The following is a 23,572-nucleotide window of genomic DNA, read 5'->3' as shown; positions in this document are numbered from 1 at the left end:
ATTGCCTACTCCCGTAAGCTATCTTAGCCAACCACATACTGGTTTGCACAAGGCATCGCACGATTAGCGGGCATATCGCGGTCCTCTGCTCAGTTGATCCGTGACGCCTGGCGTGCATCGCATCGCGCCGCAATCTCAGTTCTGGGCCAGAATCCCGTCGACGAAGGAATCAGGGTCGAATGGAGCCAGGTCATCGGGACCTTCGCCCAACCCCACAAGCTTGACGGGCACGCCGAGCTCCTTCTGGACGGAAATCACGATGCCTCCCTTCGCGGAACCATCCATCTTGCTGAGCACGATGCCCGTGATGCCGATAGCCTCCGCGAAGACCTTCGCCTGCGCCATGCCGTTCTGACCGGTCGTCGCATCAAGCACCAGCAGCACCTCATCGACTTTCACGGTCTTTTCGGCCACCCGACGAATCTTGCCGAGCTCATCCATCAGATTCGCCTTGTTCTGCAAACGTCCTGCGGTATCGATGATCAGCACGTCCGCATCGTCATGCACGGCACGTTCCGCCGCTTCGAAGGCGACCGAAGCGGGGTCCGCACCATCCTTGTCGCTACGCACGACAGGCACGGACACCTTGTTCCCCCAAGTCTCCAACTGGTCGGCAGCGGCGGCGCGGAAGGTATCGGCGGCGCCCATCACCACGCTTTTGGACTCCGCGACGAAGAGTCTGGCCAGCTTGCCTGCGGTGGTCGTCTTGCCTGTGCCGTTGACTCCAACCATCATGATGACCGATGGCTTATCGGCATGTTCCCGGCTTGCCGCAAGCGACCTGTCCTGTCCGATGTCGACCAGTTCCAGAAGCTTGCCCCGCAGAAGGTCACGCACCTCCGCTGGATTCTTCTGGCCCGTCACCCTTGCATCCGAACGCAGCTCGTCCACGAGCTGGCTGCTCGCCTCGGCCCCGACATCAGCCAACAGCAAGGTGTCCTCCACATCCTCCCAATCGGATTCCGTCAGATTGTCCTTGGTCAGAATGGTGAAGAGAACCTTGCCGAAGGGGTTGGCGCTTTTCGCCAGACGCGAGCGCAAGCGCAGCAGTCTGGACGCAGAGGACTCGGGACGCTGAAGCTCCGAGGAAGGGTGCCCATCGCTTTTGGCAAGGTCATCGACAACTGCCGCAGCAGGGTCAAGCACCTCGGCGGACACCGGCTGCAATCTGGGACCGGGTTCGTTACCCGCAGCATCGGCCGTATCCGGACCTCCGGAGGCACCCTGCCCGATATTCGCAGCGGCGCCCGTCCCGTCAACATCATGCCGGTGACGCGCACGCCGAATGCTGACGATCGTAACGATAATCGCCAGAATGATAACCACGGCAACGATAATGCCCACAATCAGCTTTGTATCCATACCACAACACTAAAAACGGAGTGGGACAGCGCCCTTATACAAACGAAGCACGTTTCACAAGCTATCAGCACAGGCCTTCGCCGGGGTACCGCAAGGAGAAGAGCATGATGGCGTTCAGAAGTCAGTGAATCTGGCGCAACGGGCCGGAGTCGGGATTGCTCTGCACGACGTTGTGCGACTCGCCTTCGTCCGCTTTCAAGACCTGACTGTCCTCGGGCTTGAACAGCGCCCGCACCTCGACGACCGAGGCGTTATTCACGTACACGGGATTCTCCATCGTCGAATCCAAGGTGTCATCACCTCGGTATTCGTGCCTCGGGCGTCCCGTGGGCTGGAATGACGGGGCAGTACCCGCAACCCGCGGGCTCCTGGCCTGCCGGGCTTCCTGTTCGCTCTCCAGCATATCGTCGACGGGCTCATACGATCCGCCTCGATGCGATTCACCGCGCGCCAGACGCAGCACCACCACTACGAGTGCTATGACCACCGCCAACCAAATGAGAATCGCCCAAACCATGTCATATATTCTGCCAGTTCCATGGACATAATTCCCAGGCATGTCCCGAACCCCCGCGCGTTCTCCACACGCCGCGCCCTGAGCGCCCGTGCGGATACCGGTATCGAGGCGAACAATGTGGGAAACTGGGTGCATGAGCGGATCTTCACGAATGACATCATTCCAGCGGCGCGAACAGTTGATCGAGGTCGGTCGCTCCCTATTCGCTTCCAAAGGCTTCGAATCGGTAAGCGTCGAAGAGATCGCCGCCAGCGCCAAAGTGAGCAAACCGATAGTATACGAACACTTCGGCGGCAAGGAAGGCCTCTATGCCGTGGTGGTGGACAGGGAGATGCAGTCCCTGACCAGCGCACTGAACGATTCCCTCAGCGCAAGCAGCGATCACCCCAGAAGAATCGTCGAACGTACGGCGCTCGCCTTGCTGAGCTTCATCGAGGAGCACACCGAGGGATTCCAGATACTCGTACGCGACTCTCCGACAACGGACCCTTCCAGTTCCTTCAGCTCCCTGCTCGGAGATGTGAGCCTGCGCGTCGAGGAGATTTTGGACGATTCCTTCAAACGCCACAAGCTCTCGACCCGAGCAGTGCCCTATTACGCCCAGATGCTTGTCGGATTGACGGTATTCACGGGGCAGTATTGGGCGGACCGTCGTAAAGCCAGCAAGGAACAGCTCGCCGCATACATCGTCAACCTTGCCTGGAACGGACTCTCACGTCTGGAAGCCAAACCCACATTGCGCTTCGAAGGCAAACATCCGACAGGCAAACCACCTGTACGAAGTGCGGATAAGCCCGGCAAGGACTCCACTGCGGGCGGGCATGACGCATCCGACGACGAGAAGAGTTCCTCAGGAAACAACAGCGACCCCGCCGAGCCGCTACCCACCCATGACGAAGCCTCAGACCCTGCTTAGACCTGCTCAAACCGTACTCAGACAGTACTCCAGACCCTAGAATCCTAGACCAATGCCCGTGCGCACCCGTTTGTGTAGGGATTATTCGGATACCACGCATGGCATGGCGTCAAGAACCCCATGATTCCGCGATTACAGATGCTCCCGAAACGGAATACCGTCTCAAATCCCTACACAACCGGCAGTACGTGCCGAAATACACCCAAAAGAGGCACTTCACAGCTTCACACCTTCACACCTTCACACCTTCACAGCTTCACACCTTCAAACCGTCACAGCTTCAAACCGTCAATGCGTGCACTGAATCCTTCAAACGCCCGGCGATGAGCGCTATATCCGTGGTGCTGAGAGCCCTGCGGAACGTCATCCGTAAAGAAGACTTCGCCGTGACGCGGTCGAATCCCATGGCCAGCAAAGTCGGCGAAGCCTGCGTTCTCCCTGCCGCACATGCCGAAGCGCTTGAGCAGCTGATGCCGAGCACATCCAGCTCCACCAGCAATGCCTCACCCGAGACACCTGGGAACACCATGGAAACGTGCCCTGGCAGCCTATGCTTCTGGTCGCCGGTCAATATCACGCCGGGAATCGCACGCTTCACGGCTTCGCAGAGCGTATGAGCCGAATCCAGCAGCAGAGCGTTGCGAGACTCCAAGGCCCCCAAGGACTTACGAAGCGCCACCGCCATCGCGACGGCGGCGGCCACGTTCTCAGTACCCGAACGGATTCCCCGCTCCTGCCCACCTCCGGAAATCAGAGCCTCATAGGGCACGGATGATCGCAACAACAACACCCCCATGCCTTTCGGCGTTCCGAATTTATGGCCGGATATGCTCATCGCATCCACACCCAGATCCGCCATGCTGATGGGTATCAGTCCAGCGGCCTGTACCGCATCCGTATGCATCACGGCACCGCAGGAATGGGCAATCCTCGCGACCTCGCGTATCGGCTGTATCGTACCGACCTCGTTATTCGCCAGCATGACCGAAACCAGTGCGGTACGCGCACCGACCATCTCCCGAAGCCTTGACAGATCGATACGGGCGTCTGCGTCGACCGGAGCCTCCCTGACACGGTAACCGAAGTGTCGTTCAAGCCAGTACGCCGATTCCCGCACTGAGGGATGTTCAATCGCCGATATGACGATATCCGTGCGCGAGACCTGTGAAGCATCGCCTCCGGCCATCCCCATCGCTATCCCCTTGATGGCGAGGTTGTCTGATTCCGTTCCTCCTGACGTGATTATCACCTCTCCGGCCCTGGCGCCCAGATGACCGGCGATTTCTGATTTGGCCTTGCGCAAACTGGCGGCGGCCGCCTTCCCCTGTGCGTGCACGCTTGAAGGATTCGCGTATTCCTGGAGCATGTAGGGCAGCATGGCTTTGATGACGTCGGGGTCTGCGGCTTCGCTTGCCGCCGAGTCCAGATACAGATTGCCTGCTGCCCGGACCGAATCGTCAGGGTCGCGCATTGCGGTCCGACCAATCCAAAGCGAGGTCGATACTGCTGACGCTATGCGTCAGAGCTCCGACGGAGATGATATCCACCCCTGTCTTTGCGACTTCGGGTATACGCGCGAGCGTCATGTTTCCGCTCGCCTCGACGATTGCTCGGCCATCGACTCTGCGCACGCCCTCCGCCATATCCTCCGTGCTGAAATTATCGAACATGATGCTGTCGGGATGCCCGGAGAGCACATCGTTCAACTGGTCCAGACGGTCGATTTCGACTTCTATATGCGTGGTATGCCCGACCTGCGAACGGATGCGGCGGACGGCCTGACCTGCGCTGAGCCCCTGGGCGGCGAGCGCCGCGAGATGATTGTCCTTCAGCATCACCGCATCGGAAAGTCCCTGTCGATGATTCACGCCTCCGCCGCATGTGACCGCATATTTCTCGAATGCCCGCAGTCCCGGAGTGGTCTTGCGCGTATCGCTTATCCGCGCATGGGAGCCGCCCGATGCTGCGACGAAGGCTGCGGTCATGGTGGCGATGCCGCACATACGCTGCACGAAATTCAACGCCACGCGTTCCGCAGACAGCACATCACCGACGTATCCGTCGACCTCCGCCAGCACTTGCCCAGGTGCGAAAGATTCGCCGTCCTGCGTCAGGGAAACGACATGGCTCCGGGAATTCTGAATGCCGAAAACCTCCGCGAAGACCTGAGCCCCGCTCATGACGCCCGCTTCCCGGGCCACCAGTCGAGCGCTTCCTCTGCTGCAACCATCCATCGCGTATGCACAGGTGATGTCGCCGTAAGGCGCGTCCTCTTCGAGAGCGGCTTCAATCACTGCTCTGGCATGTGCTCTTGTCAGCATGTCATCCCCCTTTCCTTCGGCGACGGTTGGGAATCGGAGGTCGATACGTGTCGCTCCGACGAAGCCTTCCTGTATCGCGTTGAGACACCGATGCCGGCCGCGTGCGGGAAGTCGCTTCTCGCATGGGCTCCGCGGGACTCGTGCCTCTGCAGGGCCGCGACGGCACTGAGATATCCGAGGGTTATCAGGTTGCGATTTTCCAACTGATGCACCCGCTCAGCGGCAGAGCACGAGAGCGTCTCATCCCGCTCAGCGTTGCAGCGGGCCTCGCTTGCGGCCAGAGCCGCGCCGAGATGCGCAACGGCCTGGCTCAAACCGGACGCATCCCGCAGCACACCGACGTGATTCCACATTTCGTGTTGTATGCGTTCCCTGCTCCATTGATTGCCGGCGTCGTTAGCGGCGTTCCCACCGTCATCCGTGTATTCTGTGGTTTCACAGTCTGCCGGACATGGATACATGTCCGCCTCAGCCGACGTCTCCGACGCAGCTGACGTGTAGGTCTCAGTCGAAATCGGCATATCCAGTTCGATGACCGCTTGAGTCGGCACGCGTGCCGCTTCGTCCATCTCACTAGCGGATGCAGGAATCCCTTCGGCGATGTATGCCTGTGCCGCAAGACCTGCCCGATGCCCGAATACCAGACCTTCAAGCAAGGAATTCGATGCCAGGCGATTCGCCCCGTGGACTCCGCTCCGTGCACACTCGCCGGCTGCGAACAAGCCCGGCAGATTCGTCTTTCCCCAGACATCCGTGCAGATGCCTCCCATGGAGTAGTGCGCCGCAGGGGTGACCGGTAATGCCCGGGCACTCCAATCGAATCCGAGAGAACGCGTCATCGCATCAATCGTCGGGAATCGCCTGCTCAGGAATCGCTTGAGTGCTTCGCGCCGCAATTCTCGCGAGTCTGCGGGCTCGGCGGATATCTGCGAGCGTTCAGGCACCGTACTTGCGGACACAGTGCTGGCGCTTTCGGAAACAGTGCTTTCGGAAACAGTGCTTGCAGACACGATGTTTTCGACTTCGGAGCATTCGGGTCTCAACGTGGATACGTCCAGGAATACGGGTCTCCCCGACTGTCGGCGCATCACCGAATAGTTAGCCCGCGCCACCACATCGCGGGGAGCGAGCTCCGCACGTTCGTCCACCTCCGGCATGTATCGGTGGCCGTGTTCATCAAGCAGACGAGCGCCTTCCCCACGTACCGCTTCCGAAATCAGGAAGTGCGCGCCCACAGCAAGCGCGGTCGGATGGAACTGATAGAACTCCAAATCGGCGACTTCCGCACCGGCACGCCATGCCGCGGCGACTCCGTCCCCCGTGGCGATAGCTGGGTTGGTGGTGTAGGGATACAACTGACCCGAACCCCCGGTGGCGAGAATCACGGCCTGTGCGTCGAGGTCAATCTCCCTCGCGTCACGTGCACCGTCAGCGTCGTGGGCATCATTCGCATTGGTCTGCGGCCCTTGCCGCGCCCTGGCGCGAATATCCTGCACCAGAGAGTCCGCGTCCAAACCGTCGGAGGATTCGGCACACGGTTCGAGAAGCAATCTGACTCCGACGACGCATCCCCCTGTGACGATGAGGTCTTCAAGAAAAGCGTATTCGAGCACGTGAATTCGGGGGTCGTCACGCACCAGAGCGGCAACGTCCTCTTCCACAATCCGACCGGTCGCGTCACCTCCAGCATGAACGACCCTCGGCTGGCAATGCGCCGCCTCAAGACCTTTTAGGAGTCTGCCGTCCTCACCTCGGTCGAAACGCACGCCTGCGCGAATCAGCTCCCGCATCCGCATCACACCTTCTGCGGTAAGGATATCGACGGCTTGCGGGTCGCAAAGACCGGCACCTGCGGCCAAGGTGTCCTCGGCATGCAGGCGCGGGTCGTCATCCTGGGACAAGGCGACCGCAATTCCACCCTGTGCGTGGTACGTGTTGGATTCCAGCCATGGGCCTTTGGTGACCAGAAGCACTTCCACATCGCTTCGGACCGAATTCGCCTCGTCACCGCCAATCGAACCCGTCGCGGCAAGCGCAGCAGAAAGACCGGCGATGCCGGAACCGATGACAACAATCATGGGTGCACCCTGAGCATACGCTCGAGAGCGATTTTCGCCTGCTCGGCCGTAGCGCCGTCCACGGTGATGCGATTCACCACTTCACCTTCAAGCAGCCTGTCGAGGGACCAGGCAAGATACGCGGGATGTATACGGTACATCGTCGAACATGGGCATACCACCGGGTCAAGGCAGAAAATCGTCTTGTCGGGATGCTCGGCGGCAAGTCGATTCACCAGATTGATTTCCGTGCCGACCGCTATTGCCGAGCCGGCCGGAGCCTGTTCTATCCTCTTGACGATGTACGCGGTCGACCCCGTGCCGTCCGCCGCGTTGACCACCTCCATCGAACATTCCGGGTGGACGATAACCGTCACACCGGGAAAGGCCGCACGCGCACCTTCGATTTGCTCGACGGTGAAACGCTGGTGAACGGAGCAGAATCCTTTCCACAGAATCATCTGGGCTTGCCGGTAGGTCGCCGGGCTTCCGCCGCCCATCGGCTTGTAAGGGTTCCACACGGGCATACGGTCGACATCCAGGCCCATCGCCACGGCCGTGTTCCTACCTAGATGCTGGTCGGGAAAGAACAGCACGCGCTGGCCTCTGGCGAAGGACCATTCGAGCACGGCCCGGGCGTTCGAGGATGTGCATACGATGCCTCCGTGTCTTCCGCAGAAGGCTTTCAACGCAGCCGAGGAGTTCATGTAGGTTACGGGGACAATCGGTGCACGGCCATCGGCTGCCGCACCTGAGCCGCAAGCCTCCAGAAGCTGCTCCCAACAGTCCTCGACCTGATTGATATCCGCCATATCCGCCATCGAACATCCTGCGGACAGGTTGGGCAGTGTGACGCTTTGCTCGGGGGTGGAGAGGATGTCCGCGGTTTCCGCCATGAAGTGCACACCGCAGAAGACGATGTGCTCTGCATCTGGACGTTCGGTGGCGTTCTTCGCCAGTTGGAACGAGTCTCCGACGAAGTCCGCGTGCTCGATGATTTCGTCACGCTGGTAGTAATGCCCCAGAATCAGCAGGCTGCTGCCCAATGTCGCCTTGGCCGAGACGATACGCTCTCGGAGCTCATCGTCGGTCGAGTGCCGATACAGTTCGGGGAGCAGCCCTTGTCTCGGCGCGGAACGAGGGATGCTGTCCGTAATGGACGCACCAGGACCGTACGAGTTCCGGGATTGGGGATTGTCGAATGCCCAGGGGTCGAGCGTGAGACCGGTGTCGCAGGTCTGTCGTGCGTCGAGGCGGGCGATAATCTCATCTACAGCCGTCATGCCTTACTCCTTGATTGTCCTTGCGCCGACACCGCGGAGGCGTCGTCGTCCGGAAGGGATATTCCCGCCAACGGTTTTTCCTTCTGCGATGCAGTCCCGAACCGGAATGCAGCTCGCTCCGAAGCACGGTAGCGATATACCGCCGCAGGTCTGCTGCGTCCATGCACGACCGTGCTGCCGGTATCTTCCAGCTCTCCGGAGGCCAGCATCCGGCGGCGAAAATTCGCCGGGTCCAGGCAATGGCCAAGTACCGCCTCGTGGACACTGCGCAGTTGCGCCAATGTGAAGCGTTCGCCGACCAGGCGAGCGGCGATGGTGGAATACTCGATTTTGTTGCGCAGCCGCCATAATGCATATTCGATGATGTTGCGGTGGTCGAAGGCCATATCCGGAAGGGCATCGACCGGGAACCACTGGACGTTGTCGGCATCCGGGTACTGTTTGGTCTCCATTTCGCCGACCAGCGCCCAATACACGATGGACACCATCGGCAAACCGCCACTGGACCGGTCAGGGTCGCCGAAGGTGTACAACTGCTCCAAATATCGCGGATGCATGTCGGTCGTGGACGCAAGCGCGGAAAAAGCCGCCTGTTCCAGAGAGATTCCGCATTGCAGGCCGCCACCGGGCAAAGCCCAGTCATCCAGGAAAGGCTGCTTCACACGTTTGACCAGCGGTATCCACAGTCGTCCCGTCTCTCCGATGTCAGAGAGCTCCTGGTCGGCATGCGATACCCGCGCATTGCCCTCGGCACCCTGGGGAGCAAGGGCGAGAATCACGACTGAAATACCTACGTCCGGTGGCTGCCGCCGCCGTTCACTCACATTGCCTATCGGCACCAGGTCCTCCTCGCGATAACCGTTCGTTTCATCACAGAGCCCCACCGATACATATGGCCACCGTGCAGCACCACCGTGCATGTCCACAGCACATAGCCGCAGTGTCAGCAGTCCTGATATGGTCAAGTGCACTGGAATACAGGCATTTTTTCTGTTTGCTCTGCATTCTACATCACTTATAGTCATTATGACTTTTAGTAGCATGTTTCTATCATCCAAGGCTGTCATCGCCTGAGTTTCCCCAAACACGAGTCCGGTGCCGCATCCCGTATCCAAAAGGGGATGCACCATCCGATGAGTTCAACCTTCACGCGGCATCGGGAAAGAATCTATACTGGTCAGCAGATGACGTCCCCATTCGCAGCGCCCGCACACAGGCAAAGGGCGCGGATGGCGGAACACGGCAAATCCCGAAAGGAACCCCCATGGTCGATGCAATCGTGATGGTCAACGCAGAATCCAACAAAATCAACGATGCAGCGCAAGCCATCGTTGAAATCGACGGCGTCAAAGACGTGTATTCGGTCGCAGGAGACATCGACCTGGTGGCCGTGGTCTCAACACCAGCCTTCGAGGACCTCACCACCATCATTCCCGGCGGTATCGCGAAGGTGGACGGGGTGCTGAACACACAGACCCTGATGGCCTTCAAAACATACTCGGACAAAGAACTCAGCGCCGCGTTCGATTTGGGCCTGGACTGACCTCAGTCCCTTCCTCCGCGCGCTCCGCCCCTTGCGGAAACCATCGCGCCCTGCGATGCAACCAACTGTCTCAATCGCCAGCGCATGTTCTTCGCATGAATAACAAGCGCCGAACGACGGCATGACCTCAACCGAGCCATCGCCCTCTCATGCCCGACCACACCAATTCCGTGTTCGAGTGGCGTCTTTGCCGATTCGGTTGTAAGATGTACTGCTGTTGCCCCTCTGGCTCAATGGTTAGAGCAGCGTCCTTTTAAGTCGTGGGTTCTCGGTTCGAATCCGAGGGGGGGCACTTTCCTATCCTCGGCTCTCTATGAACGCTTTCGCATGGAAGCCCTGTGCATTCAAACTCTGTACATATTCAAGCTATAGGACTTCCACACGAAAGCATTCATAAGAACAGTCAGCATCACCGTCGCATACGACTATCGCAGCTCGGATGACTCGTGCCCTACGTAGTGCAGTAGAGCGTCACGAACGAAACGCGCACCCTCGATGCCTCCGTATTGTGCGGCGAATCGTTCATCCTCCACATACAATTCAGCGAGCCCCCTGATATAGCGCTCTGCCTTAACTGCCATCCCGGTATTATCCGACCGACCATGAGCGCCCTGATGAGCCGCCGAATCGTAAGCCGGCGTCCCCGGAATCTCTGTAATCCATGCGATGTGACGTCGGGCCATCTCCTGCGCCTGCGATGACTCCGCCGAAACGTCAGGGTTGTCGGCGATGGAAATCCAGTCTGAGTTCAACTGTTGCACTCGCGATGCCATCTTCTGCCTCTCCGTATCGTTCTTCCCACGCCACCATGAATCGGAGCGTTGATACGCGTCCCGTCCCCATCGTTGCGCCACCTCTTGCGCATATACCTGGTGGTCATCGAATCCCTTGAACATGTGCTCTGCCATAGGTTCCTCCCCCTGTGCTAGCGATTTGAGCGTGCATTCGACCGAAGCAATCTGCTCGGTCAAGTGCCGCCTCTGTTCCCGGAGCAATTCGACATGTTCTCGCAAAGCCTGCTCTTCGTCGGTTTGACGGTCGAGCATGGCGTGAATCACCGATAGGTGCAGACCAAGACCGCGAAACAGCAGAATCTGCTGCAAACGGACCAACGAGGACGCGTCGTACCAGCGGCTCCCGTTGAAGCCGGTTCTGACGGGCACCAATATGCCGATGGCATCGTAGTGCCTCAGCGTACGAGTCGTCACCCCGGCCAGCTTCGCCAATTCATGTGTTGAATACTCCATGCCGACCACCCTAGATGTTGACGTAACGTCAATGTCAACACTAATGCCACTGCCACTGTCACCACTACTGTCACCGACAGCACAACAGCCGCTGCCGCCGTCAAAACCACCCAACGCAGGGAATCAGCGAACTCCGTCGGTATCTAATAGGAGCCGACGGCTCGGAGGACGGCGACCACCGTTTTGAGCAATATGACCACATCACCAGTTATCGACCAATGCTCTATGTAGCTGACGTCAAGTCGCTCCGCCTCCGCCTGGCTGAGGTCGGACCTTCCGGAAATCTGCCACGGGCCGGTTATACCGGGTTTGACCAGCAACCTGGTCGAATACAGTTCTCCATAGTTGTCGACCTCGTATTTTCGTTGAGGACGCGGTCCCACCAACGACATATCCCCCAATAGAACATTGAGAAACTGCGGAAACTCATCAAGAGAATACTTGCGTATCCACCGACCGACTCGAGTCACACGAGGGTCGGAGCGCATTTTGAACAAAGCCCCGTACTGCTGGCCCGATTCTCTTGCCAACTCGCTGTCGAGCCTCTCGGCATCGACCTGCATGGACCGAAACTTGTACAGGACAAAAGGTCTGCCTTTGCGCCCCACCCTCTCCTGTCGGTAGAAAATCGGCCCGCCGTCTTCGCACCTTATAGCCAACGCCACAGGAAGCATGACCAGCGGCGCACTGATAAGTAGCGCAAGACTCGCACCAATCACGTCGAAAACCCGTTTGAACATCGTAGTGGCGAGCGAATACTGCGGCAGGCTGGCCGTCAGCACATCCTGCTGTGCGGAGTTACGCAGATACAGGTCATGTCCGCTCAAATCCGCGAACGATACGGATACCGCCAATTCCATACCCAATGATTCCGTGGCGAGCGCCAACGCATGCAGGCTCGACGATTCCCTTGGCAGCGCATCGACAATCAACACCGTCTGTGCGCCCAAGGCCAGAGCATCTTCCGGCAGCGTTGCCGCAAAGGGCAGAACGGCGGGTTTTACGAACTCTGGGTTACTTACGATTTCTCGATAGTCAGCGTTGCGGACGCTCTCACCATCCTCGCCCGTACAGACTGCTATAGGGCATACAGCTATGGGCAGATAGCCGAAGGCACGATTCTCCGAAAGCGTGCGCAGACTCTTGCCAATCCCCGCAGGAGAGCCGACAAGAACCGTCGCGTAACTGCATCTCCCGTCGCTACGACGATTGAGCAGAACACGACGGAGCAGTCTTCGAGCGAAGAGCCCGAGCACTCCCGCCACCACCGGTGCAATGATGACAGCCGTCCTGGGAATCTCCATATGCAGCATATACGCGGCACTGCCGGTGAGAATAACCGTGCCGATGACGGCATTGAATACCGTTTCATACAGGCTGAAACCATCGTCCAGCTTGTGCCGCCGGTAAGAACCGCTGAGCCAGAGCGTCACCAGCCATACGCCGCACAGCAACATGGTGAACACGACGATAGGAACAATCCGCTGCAAAGCTTCGTACGCCCACGGATTCAGCCAGAAACTCACGGCGAGCGCCGACACCATCACGAGAGTATCGACGAGCAACAACCAGAGCAGAAACCACCGTCTCCACGAAGGGACCACCTTGAAATAGTGCTCGAATACCGCCGCATTCCGCCTGTGACGGTTTCGCTCACTTCCTTTGCCATGCACTGAGCGACGTTCTCGATTGCGACCTGCGTATCCCATTCAACAGCCTCAACTGACTTCGTGGCATAGTTCCTGGCAGAACTCTGTCATTTTTATATAGTATGACCAATATTGTACATGCAATCGTCGTCACTTCTGAGCCTTGGCCCCGACGTCAAGCAGCGTTCCACGCAAGGGAACACCGGAACAACTGCGCTCGATAATTTCATTCATGCAGAATTGTTTTATACATATCGTATAATGTTGTGGACATGGCAGGCTGCGCCGTAAAAGAATGCAGCGATTAAGGAGAATACGAGATGAAACATATTGTTGCACCTAAGCATGCAGTCGTGCTTGCCGCGGCCATTCTATCGGCTCTGGCGCTGATGTTGACGTGCTCGACGGCGTTCGCCGAGGATTACGGCGAGGTGGGTACCCCGACCGTGGACGCCGATTCGGGACTGGTGACCATTCCCGTGATAGTGAGCGACGAGCTGTACGACCAAGGATTTACGGAGGTTTTCGTCGAAGCAGACGATGATTTGGTGTCCTCCGTCCAGCAAGTGGCGATACGCGAATACGGACCTTTCCAGGTATCCCCCACCTCGCCCCACGTCGCGAACGTGAAATTCGTGCTCAAGGAAGGCGTCAAGCAGTTCGCCTATCAAATCGAGGCGGCAAACGAGCAAGGAAAACGCGTCACCATTCAGGAGATGACCTCATACACGCTCCCGACCACATCCCGCGCCTCCACACGGACGGCATCCTCAAAGAACCAGCTCAGCAAGACGGGTGCCGCAGTGACATCCTTCGTCATCGTCGCACTCCTGCTCACCGGTGCAGGAACAGCGTTCCTGATAATACGAAAACGGCAGCGTTAATCCACCAATATCACCGGCCTGGCGTATCAGATTGAGATAACTGCATCAGAAGGACAGCAATCGGGAATAATTTCCACGGAAAAGCTGTCCTTTTGGTGCAGTTATCTGTTTCTATCGTTTCCTACCTGCCCAAGGTATATGGTGTTTGCTCCAAACGAGCCTCCTTCAGCACACCAACGGCAGACTGCACATGAACCTTCATGACCATGCTCTGGCCCGGCTCCAGTATCACCGTTTTCAACCCCACGGTCAGACCTTCGTGAGTGGAAATCGAGTCGAAGCCGCCGCCATCGGAGAATTGCGATTCGACTATTCCGCCGCCCGCCGGAGCATATAGGTATATTGCCGTATCTATGGACCCGGGCCGCAGCTGACTGTTCGACGACCCTCCGAGAACATACCCCGGCATCACGCCGACCTGTTCCTCGGTCATCGTATTACTCAGCGAGACTTCGACCTCGTATTCGCGAACAGCACCGTCAATCACCCGTTCGGAGACGATGGATACCTCGCGACGCAAGAACCAATCCATCTTCGACTGTGTCTGGTCAGTAAAATAGACACCTATACGCGGGTCGTCGGTTTCCGTGACCAGAACGCCTGAAATGCCGGTGGAATTCAGTACTCGCTGCTCGTCCTGATGCGCGCTCCAAAGCAATACATGCCCTTCGGACGCAGACTGGGCGATGGCAAGCATGCAGGGGAGAGGGCTTCCCCGATACGTCATAAGACCAGTGAATGCGGCTGCCGCAGCCTCGGCAAAGAACGCGTCCTGCTGCTGTACGGGTTTCTCCAGATATATCTGATGCAACAACTGTTCTTCCGCGTTCTCCCCATCCAAGGTCGTACCGTCGGAGAGCGTGACCGGACCCGTGACGGCCAATACGTGTTGCAGGGCGGCAGGGTCAATCGCTATCACGCCGTCGACCTCGCGCCCGAATCGTTCCATCCACATGGCCTTGGCGATTTCACCGGTACGCGGGAAGTCGGGGGTGAAGTTGACATCCTGCCCGATTCTCGCCAGCTTACTGGTGAACAGCTGCTCCTCCTCCACTGAGAGTTTGACCACCGGCTCTTTCATCCACCCGAGTTCTCCGACCGACACGAAGGGTTCCACGCCCAGCTTGCCGTTCTCACTGGTCACAATCCCCCATGAGCCGGGCATCCCTCCTCGAGGCCGCAGTTCCGCGTTGTTCTGCGACAGCACCAGATAGCTTCTCTGCGCTTCACCATTCAGACCAAGCATCTGCGGAGCGATCTCGGCGAAATTCGCCACAGCCTCGATACCGGCATCAACGGACCGGAACAGTTCAGTCGCCTCATCTATCTGGCTGCGCAACTCGGGGACTCTGGCTTCCGGCATGCCCGTCAGTCGCTGTGCGGCGAGGTGTATGGAAGTGCTCGCCTCTGTGAGGTGCGGAGCCGCCTGCGCAAGATTCGGCAGGGAGACGGCACCGTCGGCTATCGCCACATCCTGAACGGAAAATATTGTGACAGCCTGTTCGAGCTGAGGCAGAGCGTTGTTGGCGATATCGCCCAAACCAGCGGCCAGCGTCCTCACTGCACGTATATCCGAACCGACATAAGGAGCCAGACTCGCCATGCGCCAGGACAGACTGTCCGCATCTTTTTCGGCCGCCAGGAGGTGCGAGGCTATCACCGTAAGATGCCGTGCGGTCTGCTGTCGCTCCTCGGTCAGCAGACCTGATTGCAGAGCGGATGCCTCTTCACGTACAGCAGTGACGTGCTCTTTCAGGCTGAAAGCATGGTAGACGAAAAACATAGCGCATACGAAAACCGCAAAGAGCAACGCTCCGAAGAACAGTCCGACCAGCCTCCCCCGATGTCTGCAGCCTCTCTTGCGAGAAGCCCGTTCCTGATTCCTTCTGCGTCGACGTGTTTCCGGTGCAGTGCTCAATTCCGACTCACTGCGAGCTCCCGATTCACTGCGGAGCTCCAAATCACCAGGAAGTTCCGAATCCTTGCCAGGCTTCTCATGCGACTTATCCGACTGCGGCTCATATGGCTCCACACACATCACCCCCGATTGACAGCGCTGATAGTTCTTGAATCCGGACAGATGCCAGATGCACTCGAACATCAAGCATAGTGTATAAACTTATACGGTGGAGAATGCGGTGAAAGGTTGGATGATGCGGATACTTCTGGTGTGCACAGGCAATATTTGCCGGTCCCCTATCGGGGAGTTCCTGCTTCGTCGATATCTCGAAGGAACCGCCATCTCGGTTGCCAGCGCCGGTACGCACGGCCTGGTGAATCGACCCATGAATGAATTCAGCAACACCATTCTCCGACAACGAGGAATCACCGAAACCGCCGATTTCCGCTCGCGCAGGCTCACCACGCCGATAGCCAAATCCTCTGACCTCATCCTGTGCTTTGAACAGATGCAACGTCGCGAAAGCATTCAGCTGGCACCGACCATGACGAGGAGGACCTTCGCCATCAGCAACTTCGTGAGCATCCTGCAACACCTGACATCGACCGGCCAAATCCGGTGCACCGCCCCCGAAGAACGCCTGTTCGAAATCCTCATGCAACCCCTCGACCCACGCTTGCTGACGCCGAACAGGAATGACATCCCAGACCCATTCGGGCAACCTTTCGAAGTATTCACAGATATCGCCGAACGAATCGAAGACGCTCTCCACACCATCGCGCAAACCATCAGAGGCTAGGCTTCAGCCTCTGCTTCCATGCAGTGCCGACACTGCCGACACGACACTGTCGGCACTGCAGTCACGGCTGCAATCACTGCCGTGTCGAAGAATCACCCTTGGGCTGGCGGGGGCGGCTTCCGCGTTTCGATTTCCGGTCGGAAGCGTAATAGTAATAGTTGCCGTTATGCCTTTTCACGCGTTCAGCAAAGTTGAAGATGGTGCCCAGAATAGGCACTTCCGCATTGTCGAACTGTTCGACGATAGCTGTTAGTTCTTTGATATCGCAACGTTCCCGCCCTGCCACCAGCACAATGCCATCGCTGATGCGACCGAAGACGCTGGCGTCTGCGGCGATGGACATCGGCGTGGTGTCAACGATCACATAGTCGTATTGTTTGAGCGCCTGGCCCAACAGGCACTGCATCGTGGCGGAATTCAACAGAAGCGACGCATTGGGAGGTCTGACGCCCGCAGGCATGATGTGCAGATTGGGTTTCCAATAGGTCTGAACCACGTCGACCACTCGCGCCTGGCCCGACAGCACATGCGACAGGCCGGCCGTGCCATCGATATTCATTTTGTCGGCCACCGACGAATGCCGCAAATCGGCGTCAATCAACAACACGCGGCTTTCGTTCTCGGCAAATGCAACGGCCAGGTTCACCGCGGTCGTGGTTTTGCCTTCACCTGAATCAGTCGACGTCAGAACAATCAACCTGGATTGCTCACCCTCGACCGGCAGGGTGAAGGACAGATTGCTGCGAATGCGCCTGTACTCTTCCGACACCAGGGAACCAGGCTCATTGATGACCACGGGGGTCTTGCTCACGACCACTTCGCTTTCAGGGATGGAACCCAACAGAGCCGCATGCGCCAGCTTCTCGAGGTCTTGAGCCGAATGCAAACGCGTGTCCGCCATGTCTTTCACGATTGCGGCGGCAAGACCGACCATCAGACCAACGACCAGCCCCAACAGCACATTGAGTTTGATGTTCGGCGTGCTGGGTTGCTGCGGCAAAGACGCATGTTGGACAACCTCCAGTTTGATAAGCGAATTCGATGTCGAATACAACGACGACGCCACCACCTCGGACAGCGATTCGGCCACAGAGTCCGCTATTCGCTGCGACTGCGCCGCCTCATCGGATTCAACCTCCACGCGAACGAGCAGCGTGTCTTCCGGATTGGTCACCGTGATGCCTTCGGACAGCCCCTTGGCAGTGGTCTCCAAACCCAGCTTGCGAATGACGGGGTCCAACACCGCCTGCGTTTTGGCAAGGTCAGGGTATGACTTTATCTGGTTTGAGATATAGGAACCTGCCATCGTAATCGCAGAGATGTCTTCTGCGCTGGCCGCGCTGAAGTCATAGCTCGCAAAGAGTTCCGCCGTGGCCGTGTACTTGGGCGTGGCCAAGAGGGTATAGGCACCTACCGCCCCCAGCACGACCACGAAGCCCACGATAGCGGTGACGATGTGTTTGCGCACAGAGAGCGCCAGGTCCATCAGAGACACCCCTGCAGGTTCTTCGCCATATTGCCGAGTCGTCGTCACAGATGCCGTCACACCGGTTTTCACATCTTTGGAACTCACCGATTTCTCCTATCGCCATACAATGTCTCGTAATTGTAACAATATGTATAAATATTGGTTATGATGAGTGTCCGTGGTTTGCGGAGGCGTGGGATGAGTAACATCCATTCCGCTCTCTCAGCTCGGTTTCCATTCACCACTCGACAGGGAGCGGCTTGTGACGGCATATCGTTTCGTTCGCCAAGGAAGGCGGCCATCATGACCATCTCCGATGATCCCCCTGTTCGTATCGCCGTGGTGGTTGGCAAGATGGTGGGCGGTGGCGTTGAAAGCTCGGTGATGAATCACTACCGGCATCTTGACAAATCTTGCGTGCAGTTCGATTTCATCGTCGATGCTGATTCGTCGAAGGTCCCCCTCAAGGAGATTGAACGGTCCGGAGGTCGGGTGTTCGTTATTCCGCCCTGCAGGCATGTGGTGACGCACGTCCTGGCTTGCCGACGGGTGTTCGCCTCGACGTCACCCGACATCGTTCATTCGCATATCAATGCGCTGAGCGTATTCCCCCTGTTGTCGGCCAGACTCGCAGGCGTCCCCATTCGCATTGCGCACAGCCACAGCGCTTCCGACCCCGGCGAGCCTCTGCGAAATGCGGTTAAATCCATGCTGAAGACTTGCTCACGGCTCTTCCCCACGCATCTCGCAGCATGCTCGCACCATGCCGCGTCATGGCTCTTCGGCGGTCGGTGGAGAAGCATCGACGAGGTTCACATCGTCAGGAACGCCATCGACCTTGCGGAGTTCACCTTCTCGCCCCGGATACGCAATCGGCAACGAGACGCCCTGAACCTATCACCGCAGCAGTTCACCGTCGCCTGCATCGGACGACTTTGCACGCAGAAGAATCAGACCTTCGCCCTCAAGGTCTTCGCCGGACTGCTGTCTCAAGTGCCGGAAGCGGTGTTACTGGTAGCCGGGGATGGTCCGATGCTGGTCGAGTTACGCCGGCTGGCACGAGATTTGCATATCGACCACGCAGTGCGTTTCCTCGGTGTGCGAGACCATATCTCAGCGTTGTATCAGGCATGCGACGCCCTGTTGTTCCCGTCACTGTACGAAGGTCTCGGCATGGCTGTCATCGAAGCACAGGCAACGGGCCTGCCGGTTCTCGCCTCCACCGCCATCCCTGCCGAGGCATGCATCGTTCCCGGTGCAGTCGAGCGACTGCCGTTGAGATCCGACATCACACAGTGGAGCGAGCATCTGGCGAACATCGCCACGCGGCAACGCATGGTGACGGAATTCGAGAGGAACGGACACAGCAGAGAGCTTGCCGCCGCCGGCTACGACATCAGGCAGAGTGCGGAATCATTGTGTCGCTGGTATCAGAGTCTGGCCGCAGAAGGGCAGAGTCAACGTTCATTGGCAAATCGGGTGCCTGTCCACATCGCCTCGCCGTCAGCAAATTACCGACAGGAAAGCGAACGTCTGGATGACGAACACACAGACGAACGCTCTGATGCCTGCCCCGATGCGTTTCCACCCATACAGACGGTTCGGCGCTCATGAACTCCGCAAAGACCAGGGTATCCATCGTCACTTCGGGCTACCTCCCCGTGCCGAATACCTCGGGCGGGGCGGTCGAAGCGCTTGACACGATGCTGATTCGTCAGAATGAGAGACATCCAGTCTTCGACTTCACCGTGTATTCGGTTCGGACCCCGCAGGCAGTCGACGCCTCACTGGAATACCACCGCACTCAGTGTGTTTTCATCCCCATACCCATCCCGATTCGGGCTGTGGACTGCTGCATCTACTGGGGCGCCAAATACATACTGCGCAAACAGAAACTCATGAGCTACCGTTTCATCGCGCAACGCTTGTGGTACATCCGTGCAGTGGCGAAGAAACTGGCAAATGTCAGCGATGATGCGGCAGCCGATGCCATCATCATTGAGAACCATGCGACGCTGTTCGCCGTGTTCAAGCTGTTCGGCAACGCGCGACGCTATGCAGGAAAGATTTACTACCATCTACACAATGAGGTCACCGGCACCTTCGGCTGTACCAAGGAAATACGGCAGGTGCGCAAGGTTCTGGGCGTCTCGCAGTTCATCATCGACAAACTTGAAGAGCGCATCGGCCCTCTTCGCAAGGACCAACGTGCGGTGTGGCGCAATCGCGTGGATACGGATGCCTTCAATCCCGATAATCCGGCGACGCAACAAGCGGGAATCGCATGGCGCCGGAAACTGGGTATCAGAAGCAGCGAAACGGTATTTCTGTTCAGCGGCCGGTTGACTCCGGAAAAGGGCGCGGCGGAACTGCTGGAGGCATTCAATCAGGCGGATATTCCAGATTCTCGTTTGGTGATCGCAGGCTCGTTTTTCGTCGACACCGACATCGTCAGTCCCTTCGAAGAGCATCTACGCAGACTCGCCGAACGCGCGGGCAAACGCATCCTGTTCACCGGATTCGTCGAGTACTCACAGATGCCCGGAATCTACGCGCTGGCGGACATCTGCTGCCTGCCGTCCATATGGGACGACCCTGCCCCGCTCGCCGTCATCGAAGCACTGGCCTCCGGGCGAGCGCTCATCACCACGCGCTCCGGAGGCATACCCGAATATGTCAACGAAGGCAGAGTGGCGATTCTCGAACGCGACGAAGACCTGGTCCGGAATCTGACTGCGGCGATGCGGGAGTTGGCGGCTAAAAAGCATATGAATCTCGAAGCACCCGACAGGGAAGCGAAGTGCACAAGCAAACCTTCGGCAAGGCAAGAACAGTATTTGCTCCAGCTGCATCAGCTTCTTGGGTGTTGACCGACGAAAGACGAACCAGTCATCTCAGATACCGACACATCAATCATCACCCCAAGTGGGCTCTTTTCCGCATGAGGCGGATTGCCCCCAACAGTACGTTCACAGGGCAATATCTCAACAACGACACCGTGAGTTTCTGTTTCAAAGAGAAAACTGAGGGTATATCCCCTCGGAACTTTTCCGATTTCAGGGCGTGAATCGACTCACGCAGCAAATCAATTTCCTGTTGATTGCACATCATGCCATTTCGAAGCATATATATGACAACACGATAATGCGCCTTGTAAATCTGCGCTCGACACAGTGAGGACAGCCCTGGTATTTGCGCGCACAGATCATGACTCCGCTGAATGAAGGCGTTCCTGTATTGCAGAACACCGCTCAAGGACGGCCTGTGCATAAAAGAATCACTTCGTTGACGGTAGTTATACAAACATTGGTTCATGAAAATGACATTTCGGGAACCGAGGAAGATGCGATACAGAGCAAAGACATCTTCATAAATCTGCCCGACCGGCAGAACGATGGTATTGGATTTCCAAATACTCACCGCGAATAATATTCTCCAAATATAATTCTGAATCTTATCCTTGAGCAGCACCTCTAATGCCTGTTTCCCGGTGACAACTCCTTCTTGAGGAAATGACCCCGCCTCGAAATCGCTATATCGGTGTTCACCTGTTTCATCAGTCAACCAATAGGTGAACACCAAACAATCGGCTTTCGATTCCGAGGAAGCCAACACCTCCATGGATTTGCTCATTGCGGACGAATGCAAAGTATCATCGGCGTCTACGAATAAGGCGAATTGCCCACGCACACGCTCCATTCCGAAGTTGCGTGCATCTGAAACACCACCATTCTGTTTATGGAACACTCGAACTCTGGTGTCCTTATCCGCAGCCTTATCGCAAATGATTCCCGACCCATCAGTAGAACCATCATCGATGAGCAGGAGCTCGAAGTCCTCATAGTCTTGCGTAAGCACCGATTCAATGCATTCCTCGAGATATTGCTCAACATTATAAACGGGAATCACTATCGAAATAGCTGTCATGCCCTTGCCTCCATGGGTGAAGTCGAACTCGCAAACGGCGACACAGCAGTGAGCATGACCCTCCACTTTCGAACATGGTAATGTTTTGGTTTATTGTAAATAATCATACAATATGACTGTTTTTGCAATGACGACAATCGGAGCAGTACCGATTTCTAGCGCAGAGGAGACCTTTGGCATGGAAGGAAAATCCATAATGAAAGCCCTACGGCCCTCGGTTATGGTTACCCTTGGGCAAATATAAGAATCTTGTGACGAATATCGGCCTGTTCGGTTTGAGCACCGTCTCCACAAAACTCATCACTTTCATTCTCATCCCTCTATATACCGGATATCTATCCAAAGCGGAGTTTGGGATGACCGACTTGGGCATCGCAACCAGTTCATTACTCTTGCCTATGATGACTCTGTGCATAGGCGATGCGACTATGAGATTCGTTCTTGCAGGCAAGGACAAACCTCAGGAATGCATAAGTATTGGTTTACTGGTTACTCTTGGCGGATGCCTCGCATCAGCTGCTGCCCTCCCCTGTTGAACTTGGGCATTTTTGGCGGATTAGGGGAATACAAAGCTGAGTTTTTTGTAATGTTTGTGCTCAATGTGCTGACAGAATATCTGAGCCAGGTCGCACGGGCGTTGAACAAAATCAAACTCATCGCGGGAATCTCAATTATCAGTTCGACAATAATGGGAGGGGCAGCGGCGGTTTTTATCGCCGTGTTGGATTGGGGAGTGCAAGGGTATTGGGGATCGCTGATAATCGGTTATGGTTTCAGCGTTTTCTGCTACCTCTTCCCGGGAAAGATATATCTCCAAATCCAACTGCACTTGAGAGATTCGGGGCAACTGTTCATCATCTCGAAAAAGATGCTTCGCTATTGCCTTCCACTGGTTCCCGATGCTCTGCTCTGGTGGATGAGCACCAGCATTAATCGTTTTTTCATCACGGGGATGCTGGGAGTTGCAGCAACCGGATTATTCGCCGCCGCTGGCAAAATTCCCAACATTCTTGCTGCCGCTTATGGACTGTTCTCTCGCGCATGGCAACTCTCGGCATATCAAGAGTATGGGAGCAAAGAAGCTGCACACTTTTTCGGGACCGTGTTCAAGAGCCTAAATGCAGTGCTCACTGTGTGCATATCGGCGCTTATCATACTTAGCCCAATGCTGGCTTCAATATTATTCCAGCGGCAATTTTATTCCGCTTGGACTTTAGCTCCGCTGTTACTCGTAGCCGTCTATTTCAGCCAACTCAGTTCATTCTATTCAACCGTGTACGCGGCAAGCATGAGGACATCACTTATTATGAAGACGACTGTTGTCGGGGCTATCCTATGTGCCGGTCTCACATGGTTACTAATACCCAAATTAGGGCTGCAAGGAGCCAGCCTGGCTCTTACTGTAAGCAACGCCACGGTTTTCGGTGTCCGCGTCATCATGGCACGTACAATTATGAAAATCCCGATCGATTCATTCTTCTTCACCATCGGGGCATTACTACTGTCCATTCAAGCGGTTAGCGCATCTTTTCAAGTGCGAGGCAATACCTACCTTTCACTATGCATTTTCTTCATCATTGCGGTCTTGGCATTTATCGCTCTCAGATCCGACATGAAGATACTGCTTCAGCGCATCCGATTGCCAAAGAAATAAGACTGGCACAATCAGTCCGTCCAGCGAAGAGCAAGTGAAGCAAAC

18 protein-coding genes, 1 tRNA gene and 1 pseudogene are annotated in these 23,572 nt (G+C 56.9%); 8 read left to right on the top strand and 12 right to left on the bottom strand.

All coding sequences use genetic code 11. From position 1 onward, the window contains the following. Positions 1-135 precede the first annotated feature (135 nt). Positions 136-1,362, bottom strand: coding sequence for a signal recognition particle-docking protein FtsY (gene ftsY / locus DB51_RS01550; RefSeq protein WP_034250802.1), 1,227 nt, complete (start codon positions 1,360-1,362; stop codon positions 136-138). A gap of 121 nt (positions 1,363-1,483) precedes the next feature. Continuing rightward, a complete protein-coding gene (locus DB51_RS01545; protein ID WP_034250801.1) occupies positions 1,484-1,879 on the bottom strand; it encodes a hypothetical protein in 396 nt (131 codons plus the stop codon). A 133-nt stretch (positions 1,880-2,012) separates the two neighbouring features. Here DB51_RS01545 and DB51_RS01540 point away from each other — a divergent pair, with 133 nt between their 5' ends. Then, positions 2,013-2,795, top strand: a complete 783-nt coding sequence (locus DB51_RS01540; RefSeq protein WP_084674483.1) for a TetR/AcrR family transcriptional regulator — start codon at positions 2,013-2,015, stop codon at positions 2,793-2,795. Between the two features lie 280 nt (positions 2,796-3,075). On the opposite strand, the gene DB51_RS01535 is transcribed toward DB51_RS01540, so the two are convergent. The 5 genes and pseudogenes from DB51_RS01535 to DB51_RS01515 form a co-directional block, all read right to left on the bottom strand. Continuing rightward, on the bottom strand, positions 3,076-4,266 hold the full coding sequence (locus DB51_RS01535) for a cysteine desulfurase family protein (RefSeq protein WP_034250800.1): 1,191 nt from the start codon (positions 4,264-4,266) through the stop codon (positions 3,076-3,078). After that, positions 4,253-5,116, bottom strand: coding sequence for a carboxylating nicotinate-nucleotide diphosphorylase (nadC, locus tag DB51_RS01530; RefSeq protein WP_034250799.1), 864 nt, complete (start codon positions 5,114-5,116; stop codon positions 4,253-4,255). The genes DB51_RS01535 and nadC overlap by 14 nt, the downstream gene beginning before the upstream one ends. Before the next feature lie 107 nt (positions 5,117-5,223). After that, positions 5,224-7,194: pseudogene (locus DB51_RS10345) on the bottom strand (L-aspartate oxidase); the annotation flags it as partial. Beyond that, a complete protein-coding gene (gene nadA / locus DB51_RS01520) occupies positions 7,191-8,456 on the bottom strand; it encodes a quinolinate synthase NadA (RefSeq protein WP_034250798.1) in 1,266 nt (421 codons plus the stop codon). The gene nadA and the pseudogene DB51_RS10345, both read right to left, overlap by 4 nt. Further along, complete coding sequence (locus DB51_RS01515; protein WP_162174598.1) at positions 8,453-9,295, bottom strand: NUDIX hydrolase; 843 nt, start codon at positions 9,293-9,295, stop codon at positions 8,453-8,455. The genes nadA and DB51_RS01515 overlap by 4 nt, the downstream gene beginning before the upstream one ends. A gap of 425 nt (positions 9,296-9,720) precedes the next feature. Here DB51_RS01515 and DB51_RS01510 point away from each other — a divergent pair, with 425 nt between their 5' ends. After that, positions 9,721-9,999, top strand: coding sequence for an Lrp/AsnC family transcriptional regulator (locus tag DB51_RS01510; protein WP_034250797.1), 279 nt, complete (start codon positions 9,721-9,723; stop codon positions 9,997-9,999). A 219-nt stretch (positions 10,000-10,218) separates the two neighbouring features. Further along, positions 10,219-10,291 (top strand) — tRNA-Lys (locus tag DB51_RS01505). Between the two features lie 133 nt (positions 10,292-10,424). On the opposite strand, the gene DB51_RS01500 is transcribed toward DB51_RS01505, so the two are convergent. Continuing rightward, on the bottom strand, positions 10,425-11,246 hold the full coding sequence (locus DB51_RS01500; protein ID WP_034250796.1) for a MerR family transcriptional regulator: 822 nt from the start codon (positions 11,244-11,246) through the stop codon (positions 10,425-10,427). Between the two features lie 143 nt (positions 11,247-11,389). Then, complete coding sequence (locus tag DB51_RS01495) at positions 11,390-12,955, bottom strand: sugar transferase (RefSeq protein WP_051867147.1); 1,566 nt, start codon at positions 12,953-12,955, stop codon at positions 11,390-11,392. Between the two features lie 260 nt (positions 12,956-13,215). Between DB51_RS01495 and DB51_RS01490 the strand changes: the two genes are divergently transcribed. After that, positions 13,216-13,779 carry an LPXTG cell wall anchor domain-containing protein gene (locus DB51_RS01490; protein WP_034250795.1) on the top strand — a complete coding sequence of 188 codons (564 nt, stop codon included), beginning with the start codon at positions 13,216-13,218 and terminating at the stop codon, positions 13,777-13,779. A gap of 121 nt (positions 13,780-13,900) precedes the next feature. On the opposite strand, the gene DB51_RS01485 is transcribed toward DB51_RS01490, so the two are convergent. Next, the gene (locus DB51_RS01485) at positions 13,901-15,880 is read right to left on the bottom strand and encodes a DUF4012 domain-containing protein (RefSeq protein ID WP_034250794.1); all 1,980 of its coding nucleotides are present in this window, start codon (positions 15,878-15,880) and stop codon (positions 13,901-13,903) included. A 49-nt stretch (positions 15,881-15,929) separates the two neighbouring features. Here DB51_RS01485 and DB51_RS01480 point away from each other — a divergent pair, with 49 nt between their 5' ends. Next, positions 15,930-16,478, top strand: a complete 549-nt coding sequence (locus DB51_RS01480) for an arsenate reductase/protein-tyrosine-phosphatase family protein (protein ID WP_156958176.1) — start codon at positions 15,930-15,932, stop codon at positions 16,476-16,478. 73 nt (positions 16,479-16,551) lie between these two features. On the opposite strand, the gene DB51_RS01475 is transcribed toward DB51_RS01480, so the two are convergent. Beyond that, positions 16,552-18,051: a tyrosine-protein kinase domain-containing protein gene (locus DB51_RS01475; protein WP_238548266.1), complete on the bottom strand. Its 1,500-nt coding sequence runs from the start codon at positions 18,049-18,051 to the stop codon at positions 16,552-16,554. 198 nt (positions 18,052-18,249) lie between these two features. Between DB51_RS01475 and DB51_RS01470 the strand changes: the two genes are divergently transcribed. Together DB51_RS01470 and DB51_RS01465 are read left to right on the top strand one after the other, a co-directional pair. After that, positions 18,250-19,560, top strand: a complete 1,311-nt coding sequence (locus DB51_RS01470) for a glycosyltransferase (RefSeq protein WP_051867145.1) — start codon at positions 18,250-18,252, stop codon at positions 19,558-19,560. Then, positions 19,557-20,816: a glycosyltransferase family 4 protein gene (locus DB51_RS01465; protein WP_034250793.1), complete on the top strand. Its 1,260-nt coding sequence runs from the start codon at positions 19,557-19,559 to the stop codon at positions 20,814-20,816. The genes DB51_RS01470 and DB51_RS01465 overlap by 4 nt, the downstream gene beginning before the upstream one ends. Positions 20,817-20,862: 46 nt before the next feature. Here the strand turns inward: DB51_RS01465 and DB51_RS09680 are convergent, their stop codons facing one another. Further along, a complete protein-coding gene (locus DB51_RS09680) occupies positions 20,863-21,873 on the bottom strand; it encodes a glycosyltransferase family 2 protein (protein WP_051867144.1) in 1,011 nt (336 codons plus the stop codon). Between the two features lie 502 nt (positions 21,874-22,375). Between DB51_RS09680 and DB51_RS01455 the strand changes: the two genes are divergently transcribed. Further along, a complete protein-coding gene (locus tag DB51_RS01455; RefSeq protein WP_162174597.1) occupies positions 22,376-23,527 on the top strand; it encodes an MATE family efflux transporter in 1,152 nt (383 codons plus the stop codon). Positions 23,528-23,572 lie beyond the last annotated feature (45 nt).

This window comes from Bifidobacterium crudilactis (assembly GCF_000738005.1).
Taxonomy (GTDB): Bacteria; Actinomycetota; Actinomycetes; order Actinomycetales; family Bifidobacteriaceae; genus Bombiscardovia; species Bombiscardovia crudilactis.
This window is presented reverse-complemented; position numbering and strand designations above follow the sequence as displayed.

Bases quoted from the DNA above. Each gene is read 5' to 3' on its own strand.
- ftsY (WP_034250802.1), bottom strand. From the start codon at position 1,362: ATGGATACAAAGCTGATTGTGGGCATTATCGTTGCCGTGGTTATCATT.
- DB51_RS01545 (WP_034250801.1), bottom strand. From the start codon at position 1,879: ATGGTTTGGGCGATTCTCATTTGGTTGGCGGTGGTCATAGCACTCGTA.
- DB51_RS01540 (WP_084674483.1), top strand. From the start codon at position 2,013: ATGAGCGGATCTTCACGAATGACATCATTCCAGCGGCGCGAACAGTTG.
- DB51_RS01535 (WP_034250800.1), bottom strand. From the start codon at position 4,266: ATGCGCGACCCTGACGATTCGGTCCGGGCAGCAGGCAATCTGTATCTG.
- nadC (WP_034250799.1), bottom strand. From the start codon at position 5,116: ATGCTGACAAGAGCACATGCCAGAGCAGTGATTGAAGCCGCTCTCGAA.
- nadA (WP_034250798.1), bottom strand. From the start codon at position 8,456: ATGACGGCTGTAGATGAGATTATCGCCCGCCTCGACGCACGACAGACC.
- DB51_RS01510 (WP_034250797.1), top strand. From the start codon at position 9,721: ATGGTCGATGCAATCGTGATGGTCAACGCAGAATCCAACAAAATCAAC.
- DB51_RS01500 (WP_034250796.1), bottom strand. From the start codon at position 11,246: ATGGAGTATTCAACACATGAATTGGCGAAGCTGGCCGGGGTGACGACT.
- DB51_RS01495 (WP_051867147.1), bottom strand. From the start codon at position 12,955: ATGGGATACGCAGGTCGCAATCGAGAACGTCGCTCAGTGCATGGCAAA.
- DB51_RS01490 (WP_034250795.1), top strand. From the start codon at position 13,216: ATGAAACATATTGTTGCACCTAAGCATGCAGTCGTGCTTGCCGCGGCC.
- DB51_RS01485 (WP_034250794.1), bottom strand. From the start codon at position 15,880: ATGTTCGAGTGCATCTGGCATCTGTCCGGATTCAAGAACTATCAGCGC.
- DB51_RS01480 (WP_156958176.1), top strand. From the start codon at position 15,930: ATGATGCGGATACTTCTGGTGTGCACAGGCAATATTTGCCGGTCCCCT.
- DB51_RS01470 (WP_051867145.1), top strand. From the start codon at position 18,250: ATGACCATCTCCGATGATCCCCCTGTTCGTATCGCCGTGGTGGTTGGC.
- DB51_RS01465 (WP_034250793.1), top strand. From the start codon at position 19,557: ATGAACTCCGCAAAGACCAGGGTATCCATCGTCACTTCGGGCTACCTC.
- DB51_RS09680 (WP_051867144.1), bottom strand. From the start codon at position 21,873: ATGACAGCTATTTCGATAGTGATTCCCGTTTATAATGTTGAGCAATAT.
- DB51_RS01455 (WP_162174597.1), top strand. From the start codon at position 22,376: ATGCCTCGCATCAGCTGCTGCCCTCCCCTGTTGAACTTGGGCATTTTT.